Origin of the sequence: Neisseria zoodegmatis, from assembly GCF_900187305.1 — a bacterium.
Taxonomy (GTDB): domain Bacteria; phylum Pseudomonadota; class Gammaproteobacteria; order Burkholderiales; family Neisseriaceae; genus Neisseria; species Neisseria zoodegmatis.
This window is the reverse complement of sequence record NZ_LT906434.1, coordinates 2207864-2229205: the sequence shown is the minus strand read 5'-3', so window position 1 is coordinate 2229205 and position 21342 is coordinate 2207864. Positions and strand designations below refer to the sequence as shown.

Below are 21342 nucleotides of genomic sequence, written 5' to 3'. Positions count from 1 at the left end.
ATTTGTCTTTTTTAAATATTTCATATAAATCAATATATTGTTTTACTCGTTCCGTTTTAAGTACCGAATATCCGGTATATTTTTTTGTTCTTTGATAGTTATATACTAATTAAATTGGTTATACGTTTTAAAATAATAACTAGAGAAAATACGTTTGTCTTGATAATATACCGCTCATCAAGACATACCAATTATCTAATAAAAGTTCCGTTTATTTTATTTCGGAACCACATTAAGGGGCAAACACCATGACCATTATTGCTATTGATCTACAACCTCAATGCCGTTTTTCTTGCTTTGCGGCAAATGATCAACAATGTGTCCATCAGCCGGAAAACATTGTGCCGGAGTTGAATCGTCAGGCTCGTTTTGCCCAAAAGCGCTTATTAGTTGAAAACGTCTCAAATAATAAAAAAACTTTGTGTGCCAGTTTGTGCGGCGGCGCAGAAAATAAAATGCACAACATTTTTACTTTCAGCCGCGAAAGCCAATTTGCCATCCGTGCCGAGTCTTGCCGCGGTGCCCATTTGTTGAAAGGTTTGCCTAATCCTGCGGATTATGATCATGCCGTAGAAGTGGAGGGCGACGAATCTGCCAGTGCCTGCTTCCACGATACGAAAGAAACCCGCAGCACAGGCTTGATCGAATGGCTGCATGCACAAAATACCCACACCATTATTATCGGCGGTTTGGCGATGGAGCAAGCCGTACTGGAAACGGCTGCCCACTTGGGGTGGTATAACGATAATTGGCACATCATCGTCAATCTCGCTGCTTGCAGCGGTTACACGCCAGAAGGTGCCTTGAAGGCTGTTTATGCCTTGCGCCAAGCAGGTATTACGGTAGTTGCTTCTTCTAACGAGTTGGCTGCTGCGATTGAGGCAGGCCCTAGCCGATTGATGGAAAAAGTTTCGTAAAATAAAAATAAAGTCGGATATCGAGGTTTTTGCAAACTACTGCGCGCATACAAGCACGAACTGCATCGGAATCATGATGCACGGGCAGCAATGCTGGGGAGTGGTTTTGCAAAAGCCCCCAACTGTTTTGCTTCTCTATTTATTTCTTCAGAATCTCTTAGCAGACACTCCCATCTGTAAGAGCACTTCAAAGGCCGTCTGAAATTTCAGATGGCCTCTTTTTGTATCCTTTTCTGGATTGAAAATATTTATTTTCATATAATCAGTTTAAAATTTTTTGATTTTAAAGAGTATTTAATTAAGCGATAAATAGATCAAATATATATTATCAAATTCTCGAAAGCCGTAGAAAGTCACTGGCGGGGAGGTAAACCATATACAGCAAAGACTTATGTTTTATCCATCAAAAATCTTGATGGATTCCATCAAAATTTACAGTTTTACAGTAATTTTAAAAATTACTACATTCGACGACACAAGAAAAACATGAAATGAATAAAGGAGCATTACATGAGTATTCACTCTGCCGGCCTGCGGTTCCGTCAGGCTGTTCAAGAATCCAATCCCTTAGCCGTAGTCGGCTGTATCAATGCTTATTTTGCCCGTTTGGCTACCCACAGCGGTTTCAAAGCGATTTATCTTTCCGGTGGCGGCGTGGCGGCCTGCTCTTGCGGCATCCCCGACTTGGGCATTACCACCATGGAAGACGTGCTGATCGATGCGCGCCGCATTACCGATAATGTCGATACGCCTTTGCTGGTGGATATCGATGTGGGTTGGGGCGGGGCGTTCAACATTGCCCGTACCATCCGCAATTTCGAGCGTGCGGGCGTGGCGGCGGTGCATATTGAAGACCAAGTGGCGCAGAAGCGCTGCGGACACCGCCCGAACAAAGCCATTGTGCCGCAAAGCGAAATGGTAGACCGCATCAAAGCGGCGGTAGATGCCCGCGTAGACGAAAACTTCGTCATCATGGCGCGCACCGATGCTTTGGCCGTTGAAGGCTTGGATGCGGCGATTGAGCGTGCCCAAGCGTGCGTAGAAGCCGGCGCCGATATGATTTTCCCCGAAGCGATGACCGAACTGGGTATGTATAAAAAGTTTGCCGAAGCCGTAAAAGTGCCGGTGTTGGCCAACATTACCGAATTCGGTGCCACGCCGCTTTATACGCAAAAAGAGCTGGCAGAAAACGGCGTGAAGCTGGTGCTGTATCCGCTTTCTACTTTCCGTGCCGCCAGCAAAGCCGCGCTGAATGTGTACGAAGCGATTATGCGCGACGGTACGCAGGCCAATGTGGTCGATACCATGCAGACCCGTGCCGAGCTTTATGAATATCTCAACTATCACGATTTCGAGCAGAAGCTGGATAAGCTGTTCAGCTCGAACAGTTAAAGCCTGAATGCGGTAACAGGCCGTCTGAAAACGCCGCAGCAAAACCACCTGCCGGCAGAAAGGTTCGCCGTGGATATTTACTGCCTGTTGTTTGAAGATTACGAAACGCTCGATTTGATGGGGCCGGTTGAGTTTTTATACCGTATTCCCGAAGCGCGGCTGCATTATGTTTCTTTTAGCGGCGGTATGGTAAAGAGCAGGCAGGGCTTTCGGCTTGAAACCCGCCCGCTTTCTGAGCTTGAGCCTTGCAGCCTTCTACTGGTGCCGGGCGGGCAGGGAACGCGGCAGTTGGTTGGAAACAAAGCGTTTCTAACCGCTTTAGCAGCATGGGCGGCGCAGGCGCAAACCTGTTTGGCGGTGTGTACCGGCTCTGCGCTGCTGGCGGCTGCCGGGTGTTTAAATGCTCTTCGCGCCACTTCCAATAAAAAGGCGTTTGAGTGGGTGAAAAGCGTATCGCCCGAAGTGGATTGGCAGCCTGTTGCCCGCTGGGTGAAAGACGGCAAGTTTTATACTTCTTCGGGCGTGTCGGCCGGCATGGACATGACTTTGGGCTTTATTGCCGATGCTTACGGCACCGCGCTTGCCGAAGAAACCGCCCTGCATACCGAATATGTGTGGCAGCGCAATCCGGAGGTAGACCTGTTTGCGGCACACTACGGTTACTGATTGTGCGGCAGGCATTTGCAACAAGTATTTATTTAAAAACGCAAGCCCTGTTTTCAGACGGCAGCAGGCTTGAGCGTGCATACAGGCCGTCTGAAAACAACATTTAATCTACACAGGAGAACCCCTAATGACTACCGAAAAAACACCGGCAGCCCCGAAACCCAAAAAATCCGTTGCCCTTTCAGGCGTACCCGCAGGCAACACCGCTTTATGTACCGTAGGCCGCAGCGGCAACGATTTGAGCTACCGCGGCTACGACATTCTCGATTTGGCCAAACACTGCGAATTTGAAGAAGTGGCACACCTGCTGATTCACGGCCATCTGCCCAACAAATTCGAGCTGTCTGCCTATAAGAAAAAACTCAAGTCCCTGCGCGGTTTGCCCATCCGCGTGATTCAAGTGCTGGAAAGCCTGCCCGCGCACACCCACCCGATGGATGTCTTGCGCACCGGCGTTTCTATGCTCGGCTGCGTACATCCCGAACGCGAAAGCCAACCGGCCAGCGAAGCACGCGATATTGCCGACAAACTGATCGCCTGCCTCGGCAGCATGCTGCTTTACTGGTATCAATACTCGCACAACGGCAAGCGCATTAAGGTTGAAAGCAAAGAAGACAGCATCGGCGGTCATTTCCTGCACATGCTGCACGGCAAGCGTCCCACCAAGTCGCAAATCAAAGCCATGCACATTTCGCTGATTCTGTATGCGGAGCATGAATTCAATGCGTCCACCTTCACTTCGCGCGTGATTGCCGGCACAGGCTCCGACATTTATTCCTGCATCACAGGTGCCATCGGCGCATTGAAAGGCCCGAAACACGGCGGTGCCAACGAAGTGGCTTACGACATTCAAAAACGCTACCGCAATGCCGATGAAGCCGAAGCCGACATCCGCGAGCGCATCGGCCGCAAAGAAATCGTTATCGGTTTCGGCCACCCCGTTTATACCGTGTCCGACCCGCGCAACGTCGTGATTAAAGAAGTGGCGCGCGAATTGAGCGAAGAAGCGGGCGATATGCGTTTGTTCGACGTTGCCGAGCGTTTGGAAACCCTGATGTGGAACGAGAAAAAAATGTTCCCGAACTTAGATTGGTTCTCTGCCGTTTCCTATCAAAAACTGGGCGTGCCCACCGCCATGTTCACGCCGCTGTTTGTGATTTCGCGCACCACCGGCTGGTCTGCCCATGTGCTCGAGCAACGCCAAGACGGCAAAATCATCCGCCCGAGCGCGAACTACACCGGCCCCGATGATTTGGCTTTCGTGCCGATGGAAGAACGCTAAACCGAATCAAGGTACGGCCGGCGCAAGCCTACCGTACCTTTTTTGATGGTTCAGACAGGCATAAGGCCGTCTGAAAAACTTTCCCCCAAAAACCCAATATAATGCCGGTACTGCTTGACAAACGAAAGAGTACGACACCGCATGGAAACGATTAAATTCAACAACTGTTTGAACACTTTAGCCGGCGTGACGGCCTGTATTGCCCTAGCCGCCTGCTCCGAAACCGGAAATGCCGCGCCCGGCCAGCCTGCCGCCGCACCCGGACAAATCGGGCATTTACGGCTGGCCGACAATCTCGACCGCCCGCAAGACGGCTATTGTTTGGACATTTTGGGTTCGGGGCAGCATATCCGCTTCGATATGCCGATGACCGCACACAACTGCAAACCCGGCTTATATCAAGACGAAGCCGTGGTAATGGAAAAAGACGGCAAGATACATTTTCCCGCTTACGGCGTATGTGCAACCGTGGCCGGCATCAACAATACCGTGCTGGCAGGTGCGGCGGTGATGCCGAGATTATGCGGCGAACGCAGCCCGTTTCTCGAATCGCAGCATTTGCAGCATTTCGTACACCGTTCAGACGGCCGCATCGAGCTGGCCGGATCGGGTTTGTGCCTGACCGTGGGCACCGAATCGGCCTTTACCTTTGATGCCACCCACCGTTGGCGCGCTTTGTTTATGCAGAAGTGTGAACAAGCACCGCTGCCGTTGTCGAAATGGCGTTTCAGCGTGCCGAAAACGCATTAGCCGCATGCCGGTATCGCCGCACGGCAAACCGAACCGCCGGCACAATATGCGGGCATTGTTGTCGCAGCAGATGCGGTTTGCACCCTCAACGTGCCGCCGCAATGCCGGCTGATAACACGCCTTAAGAAAGGTTGTTCATGAACCTGAAAGATTATCTGCTGATATTGCTGGTGATTGGTATATGGGGCGTGAATTTCCTGTTTATGAAGTTTGCCCTCAACGAAATACCGCCGATGGTATTGGGTATGCTGCGTTTTTTCTGCGTGGTGTTTCCCGCAGTATTTTTACTCAAACGCCCGCCCGTGCCGTGGCATTTGTTGGCGGCCTACGGTTTAACCATCAGCTTCGGCCAATTCGCCCTGATGTTTACCGCTTTGGATTGGGGGCTGCCTACCGGCTTGGCGGCGTTAATGCTGCAAGTGCAGGTGTTTTTTACCGTGTTGATTGCCGGAATCGTGCTGCGCGAGCCGGTGCTGGCGCATCATTTGCTGGGCATGTTTACCGCCGCGGTCGGGCTGGTTTTTATCGGTATCGGCCATTATCAAGGCAACTTGCCGATTACGGCCATGCTGCCGGTGTTCGGTGCGGCGGCTTCTTGGGCATGCGGTAATATTATTGTGAAACGTATCGGCTCTGTGAACGCTTTGTCGCTGGTTGTATGGGGCGGCATTCCGGCATTTTGCGCATTTACGCTGGCTTCGCTGATGCTGTACGGCGCCGACGGTTTGGCACAACATGTGTCCAACCTGACTTGGAAAGGCATTGTCGGCATTCTGTTTTTGGCTTATGTGGCGAGCTTGGTCGGCTATACCGGCTGGGGCGCGTTGCTGGCCAAGCATCCGGCCGGCAGGGTAACGCCGTTTGCTTTATTGGTGCCGGTGATTGCTTTGCTGGCAGGCTATCTGGTTTTAAATGAACGCTTGGCAGCATGGCATTGGCTGGGCATTGTTGTGGTGATGGCCGGCCTGACGCTGCATATTTTCGGCAGCAAATGGCGCAGGGCAGTGCCTGATATGTAAATAATATATGGTCGTCTGAAAAAGCTTTCAGGCAGGCATACCAATATCGAATCAATCGGTTATCAATCATGATTATCGGCTTTCAGACGGCCTGATGCCGTCTGAAAAAACACACTAAAAGAAAAACATTGAAAAAGGACTTAACCATGAAAACCAACCAAATCTACCGCAAACCCCTACCCGATTCCGATTTGGAATACTACGATGCCCGCGCGGCGTGTGAAGATATCCAACCCGGCTCTTACGATACGCTGCCGTACACCTCGCGCATTTTGGCCGAAAACTTGGTCAACCGCGCCGATAATGTCGACTTGCCCACGCTGCAAAGCTGGTTGCGTCAACTGATTGAGCGCAAGCAGGAAATCGACTTTCCGTGGTTCCCCGCGCGCGTAGTGTGCCACGATATTTTGGGGCAAACCGCGCTGGTGGATTTGGCCGGTTTGCGTGATGCGATTGCCGAAAAAGGCGGCGATCCTTCCAAAGTCAACCCCGTGGTGCAAACCCAGCTGATTGTCGACCACTCGCTTGCCGTGGAATGCGGCGGCTATGATCCCGATGCGTTTGCCAAAAACCGTGCCATCGAAGACCGCCGCAACGAAGACCGCTTCCACTTTATCAACTGGACGAAAACCGCTTTTGAAAATGTGGATGTGATTCCCGCGGGCAACGGCATCATGCACCAAATCAACTTGGAAAAAATGTCGCCCGTGATTCAGGTAAAAGACGGCGTGGCCTTCCCCGATACCTGCGTCGGCACCGACAGCCACACGCCGCATGTGGACGCACTGGGCGTGATTTCCGTAGGCGTGGGCGGCTTGGAAGCCGAAACCGTGATGCTCGGCCGCGCTTCGATGATGCGCCTGCCCGATATTGTAGGCGTTAAACTCACCGGCAAACGCCAACCCGGCATCACCGCCACCGATATCGTGTTGGCCTTAACCGAATTTTTGCGTAAAGAGCGCGTGGTCGGCGCATTTGTCGAATTTTTCGGCGAAGGGGCGGAAAGCCTTTCTATCGGCGACCGCGCCACCATTTCCAACATGACGCCCGAGTACGGCGCAACCGCCGCCATGTTCGCTATCGACCAACAAACCATTGATTATTTGAAACTGACCGGCCGCGACGACGAACAGGTCAAACTGGTAGAAAACTATGCCAAAACCGCAGGCTTGTGGGCGGATGCGCTCAAAACAGCCGAATATCCGCGCGTATTAACCTTCGATCTCTCTACCGTTACCCGCAACATGGCCGGCCCGTCCAACCCGCACGCCCGCGTAGCCACCGCCGATTTGGCCAAAAAAGGCATTGCCGCACCCTACGAAGAGCCTTCAGACGGCCTGATGCCCGACGGTGCCGTGATTATCGCGGCGATTACGTCGTGTACCAACACCTCCAACCCGCGCAACGTCGTGGCCGCCGCCCTGCTGGCACGCAAAGCCAACGAATTGGGTTTAACCCGCAAACCGTGGGTAAAATCGTCGTTCGCACCCGGCTCCAAAGTAGCGGAAATCTATCTGAAAGAATCAGGCTTGCTGCCCGAGCTGGAAAAGCTGGGCTTTGGCATCGTGGCCTTTGCCTGCACCACCTGTAACGGCATGTCCGGCGCGCTCGATCCGAAAATCCAGCAGGAAATCATCGACCGCGATTTGTACGCCACCGCCGTATTGTCGGGCAACCGCAACTTCGACGGCCGTATCCACCCCTACGCCAAACAAGCCTTCCTAGCTTCGCCGCCGCTGGTCGTAGCCTACGCGATTGCAGGCAGCATCCGTTTCGACATTGAAAACGACGTATTGGGCGTTTCAGACGGCAAAGAAATCCGCCTGAAAGACATTTGGCCGACCGACGAGGAAATCGACGCCATCGTAGCCGAATATGTGAAACCGCAGCAGTTCCGCGACGTGTACATCCCCATGTTCGACACCGGAGCCGCCGAAAAAGCCGAAAGCCCGCTGTACGACTGGCGCCCCATGTCCACCTACATCCGCCGTCCGCCATACTGGGAAGGCGCGTTGGCAGGCGAGCGCACCTTAAAAGGCATGCGCCCGCTGGCGATTCTGCCCGACAACATTACCACCGACCATTTGTCGCCCTCCAACGCCATTCTGCCGACCAGCGCGGCAGGCGAATACCTCGCCAAAATGGGCCTGCCCGAAGAGGACTTCAACTCTTATGCCACCCACCGCGGCGACCACTTGACCGCCCAACGCGCCACCTTCGCCAACCCCAAACTCTTCAACGAAATGGTGAAAAACGAAGACGGCACCACCAAACAAGGTTCGCTCGCCCGCGTAGAGCCCGAAGGCCAAGTGATGCGCATGTGGGAAGCGATTGAAACCTATATGAACCGCAAACAGCCGCTGATTATCGTGGCCGGCGCCGACTACGGCCAAGGCTCCAGCCGCGACTGGGCCGCCAAAGGCGTGCGCCTCGCCGGCGTGGAAGCCATTGTGGCCGAAGGTTTCGAGCGCATCCACCGCACCAACCTCATCGGCATGGGCGTGCTGCCGTTGCAATTCAAAGAAGGCGTTAACCGCCACACCTTAGAACTCGACGGCACCGAAACCTACGACGTTATCGGCAAACGCGAACCGCGCTGCGACTTAACGCTGGTTATCCACCGCAAAAACGGCGAAACGGTTGAAGTGCCCGTAACCTGCCGTTTGGACACCGCCGAAGAAGTGCTGATCTACGAAGCCGGCGGCGTGCTGCAACGCTTCGCGCAAGACTTCTTGGAAGGTAACGCGGCTTGAGTATTTGAGTAGTTTGAATATTTAAGCTGGAAAAATTCAGACGGCCTCGAAGGGATTCGAGGCCGTCTGAATTTTTTATACGTCAATTACAGTAAAACACCGCCAACCAAACTGTTGCTTTCTCTTGATCCGTCATCATCACCCTATGCTTACAATACGCCGGAATATGCACATAATCCCCGGCTTGCAGGCTGATTTCTTTACCGTTTTCAAAACCTAGCACAGCGTTGCCTTGCAATAAAATTACCCATTCGGCTTCGTCTTGGTCGTACCAACCTTCTTCGGGAGAGGATTGTCCGTGTGAAACGATGCGCTCGATGCGGATATTAGGCGTGCGCAAGATGTCTTCAAAGGTTTCTATATCGGTGCGTTCGGGCAGCGGGTGGAAGATATTGTGCTTGTTCATGGCGGCTTCCTGTTTTCAGACGGCCTGATGATTGTGTGGGGATTTCGTTCGATTGGCAAGACAAGTTGCTGAAAAGAAACCATGCCTGCTTGAAAATAGATTCAGGCAGGCATGGTGTGTTAAAGATGTGGGGGAAACGTTTGTTTAGTGATGTGTGCAGCCGCAGCTTTTCTTCATATCGATAACCATACGGCCTTGGATTTTACCGTCGCGCATTTCTTGGAAAATGTCGTTGGTTTCGTCGAGCGTACGGGTTTGTACGACAGGAACGACAATGCCTTCCGCGCCGAATTGGAATGCTTCTTCCAAGTCTTTACGCGTGCCTACCAGCGAGCCGACGATTTCGATGCCGTCCAACACGATGCGGGGGATGGATAAATCCATGGTTTCGGGCGGCAAACCGATGGCTACGACGCGCCCGCCAGCGCGCACGCAGTCTACGGAAGAGTTGAAGGCCGCACGGGAAACGGCGGTAACGACTGCGGCATGTGCGCCTCCGACTTTTTCCTGTATCACTTTGGCTGCGTCTTCTTTGGCGGCGTTAATCACGATGTCTGCACCCACTTCTTTCGCCAAAGCCAGTTTGTCGTCGTTGATGTCGATGGCGATCACATGTGCGCCGAACACTTTTTTGGCGTATTGCACACCCAAATTGCCCAAACCGCCGGCGCCGTAAACGGCAATCCATTGTCCGGGGCGGACGCCGGAAACTTTGATGCCTTTATAAGTGGTTACGCCTGCGCAGGTAATGCTGCTGGCTTGGGCGGGGTCTAAGCCGTCGGGTACTTTAACGGCATAATCGGCATCTACGATACAGTGCGTGGCCATGCCACCGTCGGCAGTATAGCCGGCGTTCAATACGGTGCGGCAAAGGGTTTCGCGGCCGGTATTGCAGTATTCGCACGAACCGCAGCTTTTATACAGCCAAGCGATGCTGACGCGGTCGCCTTTTTTGAGACGGGTTACGCCGGGAGCGGTTTCGGTTACGATGCCGATACCTTCGTGACCGAGTACGCGTCCGGGTTTTTGGCCATAATCGCCGGCGGCAACGTGCAAGTCGGTATGGCACACGCCGCAATATTCTACTTCTACCAATGCTTCGCCGTTTTCAAGAGGGCGGATTTCGCGTTCGATAATTTCTACGTTACCGTTGCTGTCGGGGGTGACCACTGCTGCTTTCATTTTCATGATGCTTCTCCTGATTGGGGTGGACGGATGAAAGACGCGCCGGTTTGATGTCAAACGTGAAACCGGCCTCGTCTTGATTGATAGCATATGAAAGAAGTATGCGCCTGATTTTGAGTGGAAGTCAAATGATTTTCATTCTTAAGTTATTGAAATTAAAATAAAAATGTTATGTTATAACAATTATGGAGAGTGTTGGGTTGGCCGGTTTGAAGGGTGTTTTGACGTAAGTAGACAATGAGTAAGCTTTATTCAATCACGCCTAATGCTTTCAAGCCTTTGTATATGCCGTCTTCTTCTACTGTCGGGCAAATGTAGTCGGCAACGGCTTTCAAATCGGGATGGCCGTTGCCCATCGCAACGCCGAATCCTACGGCTTTCATCATTTCGATGTCGTTCAAACCGTCGCCGAATGCCATAACGTCTTGCATATCGATGCCTAATTTTTGTACGGCTTTGGCAATCCCGCGCGCTTTCGAGCCTTCGGCATTGAGAATATCGACGGCCTGCTCGTGCCAACGCACGGTTTTATAGCCGTAACGGGTAGTGATATCGGCGATTTCCTGTTCGCGTGTTGCATCATAAAAAGCCAGCATTTGAAACACTTCGTTTTTTTGGAAAAATGCTTTATCGACAAGCGGTTCGGGAAAGATGTGTTTGAGTGTTTCTTCCACCAGCGGGGTGAGGGCGGATACGGCGATATTGTCGTTGGATACAAAAGCATAGGCGATGTTTTGCCCGTCTAAGTAGTTGCATAGAGTTTCAACAACTGCGTTATCCAAAGGGCACTTGTCGATGATTTCGCCGCGGTAGCGGATAAACTGGCCGTTGATGGTTAGCAGCAAATCCATGCCGGCATCTTCTGCAAGCGCACGCACTTTGGCAGGAATAGCGGCGTAGGGGCGGCCTGTGGCTATGGCGGTAAGAATACCGCGTTGTTTGAGAGCTGCCACGGCTTGTTGTACGGAAGGTCTGAGGGTGTCGGTATATTTGCGGTATAAGGTGTCGTCTATGTCGAAAAAGATGATTTTGGGGTTGTTCATGGTTATCTTTCGGCCGGATAGTCAATGGAGCGGCTAAAACGGGAATGCTTAGGTTTTTAAGGTTTGGGATGCCTTATAGGCCGTCTGAAAACGAACTTGTGGGCTTCGCTAAATGGTTTTGGCAAAGTTCACGAGTTCGTTTTCAGACGGCCTTTATGATGTGAACTGCGTTTTTGCCTGATTTGAATTTTTCTTTGAGCAGTGCGGGCAAGGTATGGTCGAAATACCAGCGGCCGTCAGGAAGTTCCAACGCGCCGCCTTCGCAGTTCAAAACAATTTCTCGGCCTGAAAGGACGTCTGATTCTACAACCTCCACTTTTCGGGCTTTTCCCCAGTCGGCTACGGGTAAAGAAGGTGCGTGTTCAAGGATTTTGCGGTTTTGGGTTTCGATGCCGCTTTCAGTATGGCAATGTCCGCTGCAACGGCCGATTTCCTGAACAGGGCAGGGAACATTGTGTGCGTGAGTGGTCGGCAAAATATTGAGTGAAGAGGGGCAAAGCCCGTATTCGTTTGCCCACGCCGTTAATGCCCGTTTGGCGGATTTCTTGTGAAGAAACAGCCCGGTAGGCGGATGAGTCATGCAGCCGTTGCTTAAAGAAACAATCTTGGCTTGCAAGCGCGAGCATTCGTCGGTCGTGAATTGCACGGTTAGATAATGGCTGCTTTTTTCAGACGGTCTCGAGGCATGTTCTGTTGCCAATTGCGCTTTTTGATACAGCGCATGCAGTTTGCCCAAAGCGGGGATGAATTGTATATCGCTGATTTCGCGTATGAACGGCACGCTTTCTTGGTTTTGCAAAGAAGCGGCGATTTCGGAAAAAGCTTTTTCATGCACATGCATGCTTGTAGCGTTGCCTTTTTTGTCGCGCCATATCGAAACGCCATAGCTGTCCGGCAGAGCGTAAATTTGTTGGGAAAGCGCGGCGGGGAGCCATGCAGGCAATATTTTGGGTTGGATAAGGGAGTGGAAATGGCGCTCCCATTCTTCCGTTCCTTTTTCTGCCAGACTTTTTTCCAAAAAATCAGCTAACGCCATAACGTCGGTCATCGCCCGATGCCGTTGTGCCGCATCAATATCGAATCGCTGAATAATGCTGTCGAGGTTGTGTTTGTGAAATTGAGGGTAGAGACGGCGGGAAAGTTGCACGGTGCACAAAGTTGGCGCGGCAAAACTCACACCGATTCTTTGGAACTCGTGGCGGAGGAAAGTGTAATCAAAGCGGCTGTTGTGGGCGATTAATAAAGTGCCACGCAACAAAGGCAATAATGTATCGGATAAATCGGCAAAAGCAGGCGCATCGGCAACCATAGCGTTATCAATGCCGGTAAGCGCGGTGATAAATTGGGAAATCGACTGCTTGGGGTTCACCAGCCATTCATACCGCTGAATCGTTCCGTTTTCAAAACGCAGCACGGCAATTTCAGTAACACGGTCTGCATATAAATTCCCGCCCGTGGATTCAAGGTCAACAATAGCCACGGGTATCTTAAAGTCGGAAAAATATGCCGCCAATTGCGGCCAGCGTGAAGCCAGATCCATCATTACTTTTCGAGTAAATTCAAAAATAAAGCAATATTCTACACTTTTTTGTTTCAAAATGCTTGACAGTAAATGCCGGCCTAAATATAATTCAAATCTTTCTCGCACCCGTAGCTCAGTTGGATAGAGTATCTGGCTACGAACCAGAGGGTCGGGCGTTCGAATCGCTCCGGGTGCGCCAGAAAACACTTTTCCGCGCCCATCGTCTAGCGGTTAGGACATCGCCCTTTCACGGCGGTAACCGGGGTTCGATTCCCCGTGGGCGTGCCAGACTTGATATGGCTCTTGCTAATTTTGGCAAGAGCCATATTTGTTTTATTGTTAGATCTTTGTGATGCTGTTGTCCCGCTAAATTTTAGTGGGAAGTACTATGAGCAAAATAATAAAAAAGAGGGATAAACAATCCCTCTTTTTTATTGGTACAACAGACAAAATTTTCAAAAGCCATTCATTGAGTGATTTAAGGCATTGGTAACGCTGTTAAATCCAAAGTATCAAAACAAAGTGTCGGTCGGCTCTGTAAAGTCTTGTCTAACTCCGTTTTTAGGAGTTACGGGTTGTGGAGATTGGCCATTTGTTACTTTTTCAGGTAAATCTTTCTTTGCGTTTTGAGCCGGTTGCGTAGATGGCTGATCATTTTTAGGTGTTTGTGATGGAGTGGTGCTTTCGGCATCCACTTCAATTTCAGTACCCGGAGGAAGTATTTCGTCTTTAGGCTTCGGTGGTTCTACCGGAATAGCTTTTGGTTTGGTGGGCAGTGCAGAGCCTGTTGTCCATGCTATCGATTTCAAAGGTGCTTTCATTTTTACGCTTTGTTTGCAGGTTAGGCAGTTGGGCGAACCGGTTCGGTTTTTAAGGATGGCTGCAACCCGCTTAGGATTAACAGATTTACCGTGCGCTTTAACCCACGCATTGATGCTTTTACGTAAGACTTCGGCATCTAGATTTTTTTGGTTATAGGGGTCGCGATATACTGCGAGCCATAGGTGGTTGTTTGCATCCACATTTAACGTGGCCATCTGATAAACCACTGAAACGGGTGAGCCGCTATGGATGGTTTTTGCAAATTCGAGGGCGTCGGGCGATTTCATGCGTACACAGCCGTGACTACGCACTCCGGGTACGCTGGCAGGAGCATTGGTGCCGTGAATGCCTAAACCGAGTTTGGGATCACCCATGCGCACAAAAACAGGCCCTAAGGGATTCTGAGGTCCGGGAGGAATGGTTTTAACGCCATCGCCGCGTTCTTTTTGAATGCTTTTAGGGATGTGCCACGTCGGATTGAAGGCTTTTGCTCCAATTTTATGTTCGCCCAAAGTGGTTTGGGTGGCTGCTTTCCCTACTGCAACCGGATATGCTTTTACCAATTTACCGTCGTTAAAAAGAAACAGGCGTTGTTGCGGAATATTGATAATGACGTGCTGACCGCTGGCTACAGGGGATGCATCGGGTATAGGTGTATTGGCTGCGGCTGTTGCGCAGAATATGGTGCAAATAAGGCTGAAGTTGATTCTTTTCATTAAAATTACTTGTGGAGTTATTCGGTAGCAGGGATAAACCATACTGTCATCACTGTCATCGTTAATTCCAAATGGGAAACGAGTGTAATATCTAGAAATTTTTCTAGAGTATTATTCTGTATGGATTTATATTTCTGAATTTTTAAAGTTATGGATAATACTACTGAATTGGAACACATAGCAGAGGTTTTTGCTTTAGATTACGAAGGGCGTGGTGTTGCAAAGATAAATGGTAAGACGGTTTTTATTGAAGGCGCATTACCAACCGAGCAGGTATCCTTGGTAATCAACCAAGAAAAAAAGCATTTCAGTGAAGCAAGAGTAGTTAATGTCCTGCGTCCTTCCGTCGAGCGGGTTCAGCCTAAGTGTAGTTATTTTGATACATGTGGAGGATGTGTGCTGCAACATGCATCGGCAAAATCACAGGTTGCATTTAAGCAGAGAATTTTAGAGGAGCAGCTAGAGAAAATAGGTGGCGTGAAACCGGATGAGTTTATGCCGCCTATTTATGGCTTGGAATGGGCTTATCGAAATCGGGTGCGTTTCAGTATTTCAACCAATGATCGAAATTCTTTGATAATGGGTTTTAAAGCTAAGTACAGTCATAATGTCATTGATATTGAAAGCTGCGAAATTTTGCCTAAGTCGGTTTCAGATATTTTGCCTAGACTGAAAGCAGTATTGCAAAAAATAGTTAAGATAAATGGAAAAATTAACTATATAGAATGTTTTGTTGGGGAACGCGTAACAGTTTTGAATGTCTGTATGCAGGAAGCGTTGAAGAGAGAGACAAAAGAGCTGTTAAAAGATTTTTCAGACGGACTTAATCAATCGAGTGATTGTTTTTGGCAGCTTTGGGTTCAAATTAATAAAGAAGTAGCTTTCCCTTTTTATCCGGATTCGGCTCCAATGCTCAGTTACGGTTTACCTGAATATGGCATTACTATGCCTTACCTTCCTGGAGATTTTACCCAGGTCAATATGCAGATGAATGCCTTAATGATCAACCGAGCGTTGGTTTTAATGGATGCTCAGAAAAATGAGCGGGTAGTTGATTTATTTTGCGGATTGGGTAACTTTACGCTTCCTATGGCAAAAAGTGGTGCGCAGGTGGTTGGTATTGAAGGAGCTGATTATCTTGTTCGTAGAGCTTCCAAAAATGCTTGTCTAAATAAGTGTAATAATATTATTTTTAAACAGGCAGATTTATTTAAAACGGATCAGGCTACTGTTGCGAGTTGGGGAAGGTTTGACAAAATGCTGCTCGATCCGCCTAGAAGTGGAGCTTATGCATTGGTGAAATCTTTGCATAATCCATATTTACCAAAGAGAATAGTGTATGTTTCATGCAATCCATCAACGCTTGCGAGGGATGCGGCTGTGTTGGTCGGTAAAGGTTATCATTTTAAATCAGCCGGTGTTATGAATATGTTTGCCCAAACAGCACACGTTGAAGCTATGGCGTGGTTTGAGTTGCATTAATGCAATTGGCAATGATGATAAAATAGGTTGTTGATGTAATAATCGGTTAAATCATGTTATCATGAAGCCCTTAAGGGGGCAGTATGGCTTAATTATGCTTTAAGCTTGAATTTATTTAATTCAGATAAACTATAGTAAGCTGTCGAGATATATTAGACGCATCGGGAGATATCCTTTGGATTATTCACATTTTATTATATTACTGCTATCTGCGTTGCTCATCTTATTGTTTGTACGCTATAAACAAAGTGCTGGGAAAAAATCCTCAAAGCACAAAAATACGCGTTCAAGCGGACAGAGACGGCATGTTGATAAGTCAGAACAATCACCATCATCTGGCGGCGACTGGATGGATCAGGTTAGCCAATCTGTGTCAGAAAGTGATAATCAAGATTGGGGATGGGATGGAGGCGCAGCCTCAGAAGCGGCAACTGCAGCAGTTTCTGCGCAAGAAGTCGATCCTCTCACTGAATACCAAGTTTATAAGCAGTTTGGCTACGAAACTAAGGCTGCCGCATCTTTGGCAAGTTATTTGAATAACTTAAAGGATGGGGCGCCTGAGAAATTAGTGCATGAGTTGATAGGACTCAGCTTGCGTACTAATGATATTGACTTGTTATCCGATACGCTGGATAAGTATGGCAGTATTTTAACCGAAGAAAATTTAGCTGAGTATGTTAAAGCAGGTTTAACGGCCAATCCTACTCATCTTCCTCTTAGGGTTATGGCTGAGAGCCGTTTGGGATGGGGAATGCAGGAGGTTTCACGTATCATCGGTGAGAAAACAGGTTTTGAAGATATTCAATCTGATTCAACTGCGCCATCTTTAACGATTAATACTGTTAATGCCCAAGCTCATGGTAATTCAAGTGTACTTTCTCGTAATCCTTTGGTTACTGGAAATAAAGATTTGGACAAGGTCAGCAGTGAAGAAATGGGAGCGGTGATAGGCTTTGTTAAGCCAGAGAAAAGCGCAAGAATCTTGAAAGGAAAAGTGGATTACCAAACTGCACTGCACCAATATAATAAAGCTATTCAAAAATCTTCTAAGCCTGCAAGTTTAATCATTGACGCTCTCAAACTTGACTATCAGCACGAAGAAGTAAACCAATTTGCCAAACATTTGTGGAAGCTTTACTACTCTTTGGGGCAGTATGGTCGTCAAGTGAAAGAAAGAATGTTGGGCTGGGGTTATAGTCTGGGCTATCACGAAGTATTCGACGATTTAGAAAAGGGGCCGTCTGAACAAAAAGTTCGTGAAATAGGCTTGGAACGTGGTTATTTAGAACCAACTTCACTACAGTTGAAGTCTAAATATCGTGACTTAGTCCAAAAAAACTCTTCGCTCATCAGTGAAAATTCTTCTCCTGCGGAAGAAGCAATTAAAGAGATTGAATCTCTACTGATGTATGGACAATTGGAACAAGCCATTGGCACGTTGGAGCAAGCTGTTTTGCAATATCCGCAAGAATCTCAACTGTATGTAATGTTGTTTGATTTGTATGAACGTGCAGAAGATTGGTCTAGATTGGAGCAATTCTTACGTTTGCTCAGAGAAAGGGTAGCAAGCTTGCCAGAAGAGGTAGTATTGGCTATGAGTCAACTTTTGCGTCGTGTAAATCAACATTCTAAATAACAATATTTTTTAAGAGCACTCTAATAATGGATAATTTATTACCTAAAGTAAAAACAGTGCGGATTCTGCTGCAGGATATGGGGGCGCAGCAGGAGGCGGTATTCCGTATGGCATTCAAAATGCACAATACTACCAATTATGAAATAGTACAGTCGGATTCAGGGGAACAGCCGGATTTGGTTTTGGTTGATACCGATACAGAGCAAGGGGTGGCGAATTGGGAAAAGTTAAAGGAAACATACGACAAGATTCCTGTTGTAATGTTCTCAACTAAAGAGCCAAAAGTTACTACTCCATATCTTGCTAAACCTATTAAGTTTGATACGTTATTTCCCATCTTAAGGAGTCTTTCCCAAGGCGGTAATATCTTTGAAGCAAAAGAAAAGGCTGAAGCTGAAGAGGATAATTCGCAATCAAACGGGCCAAGAAAGGCGACTGTTCGCCGTTTTAATCCGCAAAGAGGTTTGCTTGGTGCTTTGAAATTTGCAAGCCAAGGGCACCAAGATATAGCTGTTTTACATGAAGGAAAACCAGTTATTATTGTTTTCCCCAGTATTCAAAGAGTATTGCTTACAGTAAGTGCTTCGGAGCTTGAAAAGCTAAGCAAGGATGATAATTTGGCAGTGGTGTGTAAGGCAGTGCCTGATAATCCCCAATGGAAAGAAAAAGCTAAAGTTACGATAATGTCTTGTTTATGGCAAATGGCCATTTGGACTGCTCAAGGTCGGTTAATTTATCCAATGACACCTCAAACAATTTTTACTTTGAAGCGTTGGCCTAACTTAACCCGTTTGGCGCCTGTGCCTGAATCTATGCGCCTTTCTGCATTTCTGACTAAAACTTCAGTTAATCTCAATATTCTTTATAAGGTTATGCCATTAGAAATGCCAGATATTCTTAACTATTTAGCTGCTACTCATGTAACTGGTTTTTTGGCTGTTGACACTGAATTTTCAGATGAAAGCAAGCATGCTAACGTTACAGGGGAAAAAGTTAATGTTGGCGGTGATGTACCTGATAATCAGATGACAAGAGATGCAGAAAAAGCTGTTAGTCCTTCAGCAGAACAACCGCGAAGCTTGCTACAGAGATTGATGCGTAAGTTAATCGGTAAGAAATAATATATTAAGAGGTAATGACAAAATGAAGGAAAATAAAATTATTTTTACCGGTCCTGTAGGCGTAGGCAAAACAACGGCTATTTCAGCCTTATCTGATGAACCGCCTGTGCAGACAGATGCGGATGCATCTGATATGACTCTGGTTAGGAAGGGATATACGACTGTTGCCATGGATTATGGTGTTATTCGCTTGGATGAAGAGACTAAAGTTCATTTGTATGGAACTCCCGGGCAGGAACGCTTTAATTTTATGTGGGAAATTTTAAGTCAAGGCAGTATGGGTTTAATACTGTTGTTGGATAATACGAGAACAAATCCATTAAAAGATTTACAATTTTTCTTAGATGCTTTCCGTGAATTGCTAAAAACTGCTCCCTTAGTGGTAGGGGTGACCAAAATGGATATCCGTTCATTACCCGGAGTTGATGTATATCAAAAATATTTAGCTCAGAATAATTTTAATGTACCGGTCTTTGAAATTGATGCACGTAGAGAGGATGATGTTAAACAATTGGTTACTGCGATGCTCTTCTCAATTGACCCGGGATTAGAGGTATAAGATGGAATCTACACTTTCTTTACAATCAAATTTGTACCCTAAAATTACTCCGGCTGGCGCGTATTATGCAGTTTCAGGTGATACAGCCAGCGCGAGCCGAACCCTCCTTTATGGTCTTTTACGTGCAGACCCAAACGAAACCATCAGTAGTGATAAGCTGATGAAATGGGCCGAAACAAATGACTTTGAGAGCGCACTTAATTTACTTTACAGATTACAACGTCTTGAATTTTTGTATGGTGATGAAAGTGTTGGCAATGAAGATTTAAATCTGTCTGATGAGCAGCTCCCTGAATTATTGGCTAAGTTGTCTAATTCGGGCAAGGCATTGTTGGCCGACGAAAACGGTTTGTATTTCGCTAATGCTGGTTTTCATCATGAAGCTGCAGAAGAAGTAGGTATTCTTGCGGGAGAAATTGCAGAAGTAGTTGATAGACATCAATTATTGATCAAGAATAATCTTCATATCCATCATAGCGCGTGGGGCATTTGTGATCCATCTGGGCAGAGTGAATTAACTTTTTTCCCTCTATATATTGGCATGAGTAAACTGATCTTGGTTATTGGTGGAGTTCCTGATTTAAATAAGGAAGAATTTGTTACCTTAGTAAAGGTATTACATAACCGCTATGGCAAATATTAAGAATTAAAAAGCCAAGAGATTTTTTACTTTGTGTTTATTATAAGTATATTGATATTATGTTAATGGAATAAGAACATGCGTGAACAGTTATTAATTTCAGTGTTAAGCGATTTAAATAATACGTCAACCGATATTACAGCATCAGCTGTTATTTCTACGGATGGTTTGCCAATTGCAACCTTGTTGCCCAATAATCTTAATGCTGATCGCGTAGGTGCAATGTCTGCCACGCTGTTGGCGTTAGGTAATAGAGCAGTGCATGAATTGGCGTGTGGTGAATTAGATCAGGTGATGGTAAAAGGAACGCATGGATATGTTTTGCTGAGCCAAGCTGGAAATAGTGCAGTTCTTGCACTGATGGCACGTGAGAGTGGTAAATTAGGGCTAATCTTATTAGACGCTAAACGTGCTGCAAAACATATTGCAGATATTTTATAATCGATTTAAATAAAATTTAATTATCATTTTGTAAGTAGCTTATTTGTAAATTATAAGGTGACGATAGTTGGATTTTTATTTGACAAGAATTTAATTTACTAATATAATTTATAGCTATTCCCCGATAGCTCAGTCGGTAGAGCGACGGACTGTTAATCCGCAGGTCCCTGGTTCGAGCCCAGGTCGGGGAGCCAAATAAATCATGAAACAAGCCGCAAGAAATTGCGGCTTGTTTTGTTTTTAGACGTTTGGTAAACGTTTTCAATGTTAATAAATTCAACGTTAATAAAAATTAGCTGTCATAGACTAGTAGTCATGATAGGCTGTCAAAATGAGGATAACCCACTGCAAAACTTACCGTAACAAGAAACAAATAAAATTCTTGAATATTTTTTATTCGAAATAATTGCACATTTGGCTGCCGATATTTTGGGTATTCAGCCCAATACAACCATTCTCTTTGGTTGCAAAATCCGTCTCGTTATAGCCATCATTTAGCTTTGGAAGCAGATCAGGTTTTTGAGTGAGATGTAGAGTTAGATGGGAGCTATTTCGATGGTAAGCGTGAAGTAAATCGCGGTAGGGGTGTAGCGGGTAAGGTAGTGGTTTTCGGTGTCCTCAAATGTGGGGGTAAAGTTTTACGGTCGTAGTGAACAACGCCAAAAAAGAAAGTATATTTCCTGTTATTTCAGAGAAAATCATGCCTGACAGCGTAGGTTGCATGGATTGTTTAAGCAGTTACGACGTACCGGATATCAGCGGTTTTTGCTACCACCGGATAAATCACAATAAGTCATTTGCTGAACGACAAAACCACATCAACGACATTGAGAATTTTTGGAATCAGGCGAAACGTATCTTATGCAAATAAAGCGGGATTAACCGGAAGTCTTTTTCTCTGTTCTTGCAAGAATGTAAGTTTCGTTTTAATTGTGGAATACCAATGCAGCAGTTAAAAATCCTGCGGCTTTAGTGTGATGTTTTGAGCCA

The 21342-nt window shown here is 47.4% G+C and carries 18 protein-coding genes, 3 tRNA genes and 1 pseudogene; 17 read left to right on the top strand and 5 right to left on the bottom strand.

The annotated features are described in order from the left end of the window. Positions 1-455 precede the first annotated feature (455 nt). The 7 genes from CKV66_RS10485 (at position 456) to acnD (ending at position 8779) form a co-directional block, all read left to right on the top strand. Positions 456-917: a cysteine hydrolase family protein gene (locus tag CKV66_RS10485; protein WP_408633864.1), complete on the top strand. Its 462-nt coding sequence runs from the start codon at positions 456-458 to the stop codon at positions 915-917. A gap of 510 nt (positions 918-1427) precedes the next feature. Then, positions 1428-2309 carry a methylisocitrate lyase gene (gene prpB / locus CKV66_RS10480; protein ID WP_085362787.1) on the top strand — a complete coding sequence of 294 codons (882 nt, stop codon included), beginning with the start codon at positions 1428-1430 and terminating at the stop codon, positions 2307-2309. Positions 2310-2378: 69 nt separating this feature from the next. Beyond that, complete coding sequence (locus CKV66_RS10475) at positions 2379-2975, top strand: DJ-1/PfpI family protein (protein WP_085362788.1); 597 nt, start codon at positions 2379-2381, stop codon at positions 2973-2975. Between the two features lie 127 nt (positions 2976-3102). After that, positions 3103-4257, top strand: coding sequence for a bifunctional 2-methylcitrate synthase/citrate synthase (gene prpC / locus CKV66_RS10470; protein WP_085362789.1), 1155 nt, complete (start codon positions 3103-3105; stop codon positions 4255-4257). Positions 4258-4398: 141 nt separating this feature from the next. Beyond that, the gene (locus CKV66_RS10465; protein WP_085362790.1) at positions 4399-5007 is read left to right on the top strand and encodes an RICIN domain-containing protein; all 609 of its coding nucleotides are present in this window, start codon (positions 4399-4401) and stop codon (positions 5005-5007) included. A 137-nt stretch (positions 5008-5144) separates the two neighbouring features. Beyond that, positions 5145-6026: an EamA family transporter gene (locus tag CKV66_RS10460; protein ID WP_085362791.1), complete on the top strand. Its 882-nt coding sequence runs from the start codon at positions 5145-5147 to the stop codon at positions 6024-6026. Between the two features lie 146 nt (positions 6027-6172). Beyond that, complete coding sequence (gene acnD, locus CKV66_RS10455) at positions 6173-8779, top strand: Fe/S-dependent 2-methylisocitrate dehydratase AcnD (RefSeq protein WP_085362792.1); 2607 nt, start codon at positions 6173-6175, stop codon at positions 8777-8779. An 82-nt stretch (positions 8780-8861) separates the two neighbouring features. Here acnD and CKV66_RS10450 read toward each other — a convergent pair whose 3' ends face one another. From CKV66_RS10450 to CKV66_RS10435, 4 genes are all read right to left on the bottom strand, one after another. Next, positions 8862-9185, bottom strand: coding sequence for a cupin domain-containing protein (locus CKV66_RS10450; protein ID WP_085362793.1), 324 nt, complete (start codon positions 9183-9185; stop codon positions 8862-8864). A gap of 144 nt (positions 9186-9329) precedes the next feature. Further along, complete coding sequence (adhP, locus tag CKV66_RS10445) at positions 9330-10373, bottom strand: alcohol dehydrogenase AdhP (RefSeq protein ID WP_004282692.1); 1044 nt, start codon at positions 10371-10373, stop codon at positions 9330-9332. A 245-nt stretch (positions 10374-10618) separates the two neighbouring features. Beyond that, complete coding sequence (locus tag CKV66_RS10440) at positions 10619-11413, bottom strand: Cof-type HAD-IIB family hydrolase (RefSeq protein WP_085362794.1); 795 nt, start codon at positions 11411-11413, stop codon at positions 10619-10621. 142 nt (positions 11414-11555) lie between these two features. Further along, positions 11556-12956 carry a 3'-5' exonuclease gene (locus tag CKV66_RS10435; RefSeq protein ID WP_085362795.1) on the bottom strand — a complete coding sequence of 467 codons (1401 nt, stop codon included), beginning with the start codon at positions 12954-12956 and terminating at the stop codon, positions 11556-11558. 101 nt (positions 12957-13057) lie between these two features. Between CKV66_RS10435 and CKV66_RS10430 the strand changes: the two genes are divergently transcribed. Further along, positions 13058-13134, top strand: a tRNA-Arg gene (locus tag CKV66_RS10430). A gap of 14 nt (positions 13135-13148) precedes the next feature. Continuing rightward, positions 13149-13223, top strand: a tRNA-Glu gene (locus CKV66_RS10425). A 224-nt stretch (positions 13224-13447) separates the two neighbouring features. Here CKV66_RS10425 and CKV66_RS10420 read toward each other — a convergent pair. Next, entirely contained in the window at positions 13448-14473 is a 1026-nt protein-coding gene (locus CKV66_RS10420; protein ID WP_085362796.1) for a L,D-transpeptidase family protein, read from the bottom strand. Positions 14474-14623: 150 nt separating this feature from the next. On the opposite strand from CKV66_RS10420, the gene rlmD reads away from it, so the two are divergent. The 8 genes and pseudogenes from rlmD (at position 14624) to CKV66_RS10380 (ending at position 21325) form a co-directional block, all read left to right on the top strand. Then, entirely contained in the window at positions 14624-15955 is a 1332-nt protein-coding gene (gene rlmD, locus CKV66_RS10415; RefSeq protein ID WP_085362797.1) for a 23S rRNA (uracil(1939)-C(5))-methyltransferase RlmD, read from the top strand. 175 nt (positions 15956-16130) lie between these two features. Beyond that, positions 16131-17591, top strand: coding sequence for a 23S rRNA methyltransferase (locus tag CKV66_RS10410; RefSeq protein ID WP_197697452.1), 1461 nt, complete (start codon positions 16131-16133; stop codon positions 17589-17591). A gap of 26 nt (positions 17592-17617) precedes the next feature. Continuing rightward, positions 17618-18712: a response regulator gene (locus CKV66_RS10405; RefSeq protein WP_085362798.1), complete on the top strand. Its 1095-nt coding sequence runs from the start codon at positions 17618-17620 to the stop codon at positions 18710-18712. A gap of 22 nt (positions 18713-18734) precedes the next feature. Then, positions 18735-19271: a GTP-binding protein gene (locus CKV66_RS10400; RefSeq protein WP_085362799.1), complete on the top strand. Its 537-nt coding sequence runs from the start codon at positions 18735-18737 to the stop codon at positions 19269-19271. A gap of 1 nt (position 19272) precedes the next feature. Further along, positions 19273-19914: a peptidase M23 gene (locus CKV66_RS10395; protein ID WP_085362800.1), complete on the top strand. Its 642-nt coding sequence runs from the start codon at positions 19273-19275 to the stop codon at positions 19912-19914. Between the two features lie 75 nt (positions 19915-19989). Then, positions 19990-20352, top strand: a complete 363-nt coding sequence (locus CKV66_RS10390; RefSeq protein WP_085362801.1) for a roadblock/LC7 domain-containing protein — start codon at positions 19990-19992, stop codon at positions 20350-20352. A 118-nt stretch (positions 20353-20470) separates the two neighbouring features. Beyond that, a tRNA-Asn gene (locus CKV66_RS10385) sits at positions 20471-20546 on the top strand. Between the two features lie 137 nt (positions 20547-20683). Then, a pseudogene (locus CKV66_RS10380) lies at positions 20684-21325 on the top strand (IS1595 family transposase). The last annotated feature ends 17 nt before the right edge of the window (positions 21326-21342 follow it).

Excerpts from the sequence above, each read along its gene's own strand:
- CKV66_RS10485 (WP_408633864.1), top strand. The coding sequence starts at position 456 with ATGCACAACATTTTTACTTTCAGCCGCGAAAGCCAATTTGCCATCCGT.
- prpB (WP_085362787.1), top strand. The coding sequence starts at position 1,428 with ATGAGTATTCACTCTGCCGGCCTGCGGTTCCGTCAGGCTGTTCAAGAA.
- prpC (WP_085362789.1), top strand. The coding sequence starts at position 3,103 with ATGACTACCGAAAAAACACCGGCAGCCCCGAAACCCAAAAAATCCGTT.
- CKV66_RS10465 (WP_085362790.1), top strand. The coding sequence starts at position 4,399 with ATGGAAACGATTAAATTCAACAACTGTTTGAACACTTTAGCCGGCGTG.
- CKV66_RS10460 (WP_085362791.1), top strand. The coding sequence starts at position 5,145 with ATGAACCTGAAAGATTATCTGCTGATATTGCTGGTGATTGGTATATGG.
- acnD (WP_085362792.1), top strand. The coding sequence starts at position 6,173 with ATGAAAACCAACCAAATCTACCGCAAACCCCTACCCGATTCCGATTTG.
- CKV66_RS10450 (WP_085362793.1), bottom strand. The coding sequence starts at position 9,185 with ATGAACAAGCACAATATCTTCCACCCGCTGCCCGAACGCACCGATATA.
- adhP (WP_004282692.1), bottom strand. The coding sequence starts at position 10,373 with ATGAAAATGAAAGCAGCAGTGGTCACCCCCGACAGCAACGGTAACGTA.
- CKV66_RS10440 (WP_085362794.1), bottom strand. The coding sequence starts at position 11,413 with ATGAACAACCCCAAAATCATCTTTTTCGACATAGACGACACCTTATAC.
- CKV66_RS10435 (WP_085362795.1), bottom strand. The coding sequence starts at position 12,956 with ATGATGGATCTGGCTTCACGCTGGCCGCAATTGGCGGCATATTTTTCC.
- CKV66_RS10420 (WP_085362796.1), bottom strand. The coding sequence starts at position 14,473 with ATGAAAAGAATCAACTTCAGCCTTATTTGCACCATATTCTGCGCAACA.
- rlmD (WP_085362797.1), top strand. The coding sequence starts at position 14,624 with ATGGATAATACTACTGAATTGGAACACATAGCAGAGGTTTTTGCTTTA.
- CKV66_RS10405 (WP_085362798.1), top strand. The coding sequence starts at position 17,618 with ATGGATAATTTATTACCTAAAGTAAAAACAGTGCGGATTCTGCTGCAG.
- CKV66_RS10400 (WP_085362799.1), top strand. The coding sequence starts at position 18,735 with ATGAAGGAAAATAAAATTATTTTTACCGGTCCTGTAGGCGTAGGCAAA.
- CKV66_RS10395 (WP_085362800.1), top strand. The coding sequence starts at position 19,273 with ATGGAATCTACACTTTCTTTACAATCAAATTTGTACCCTAAAATTACT.
- CKV66_RS10390 (WP_085362801.1), top strand. The coding sequence starts at position 19,990 with ATGCGTGAACAGTTATTAATTTCAGTGTTAAGCGATTTAAATAATACG.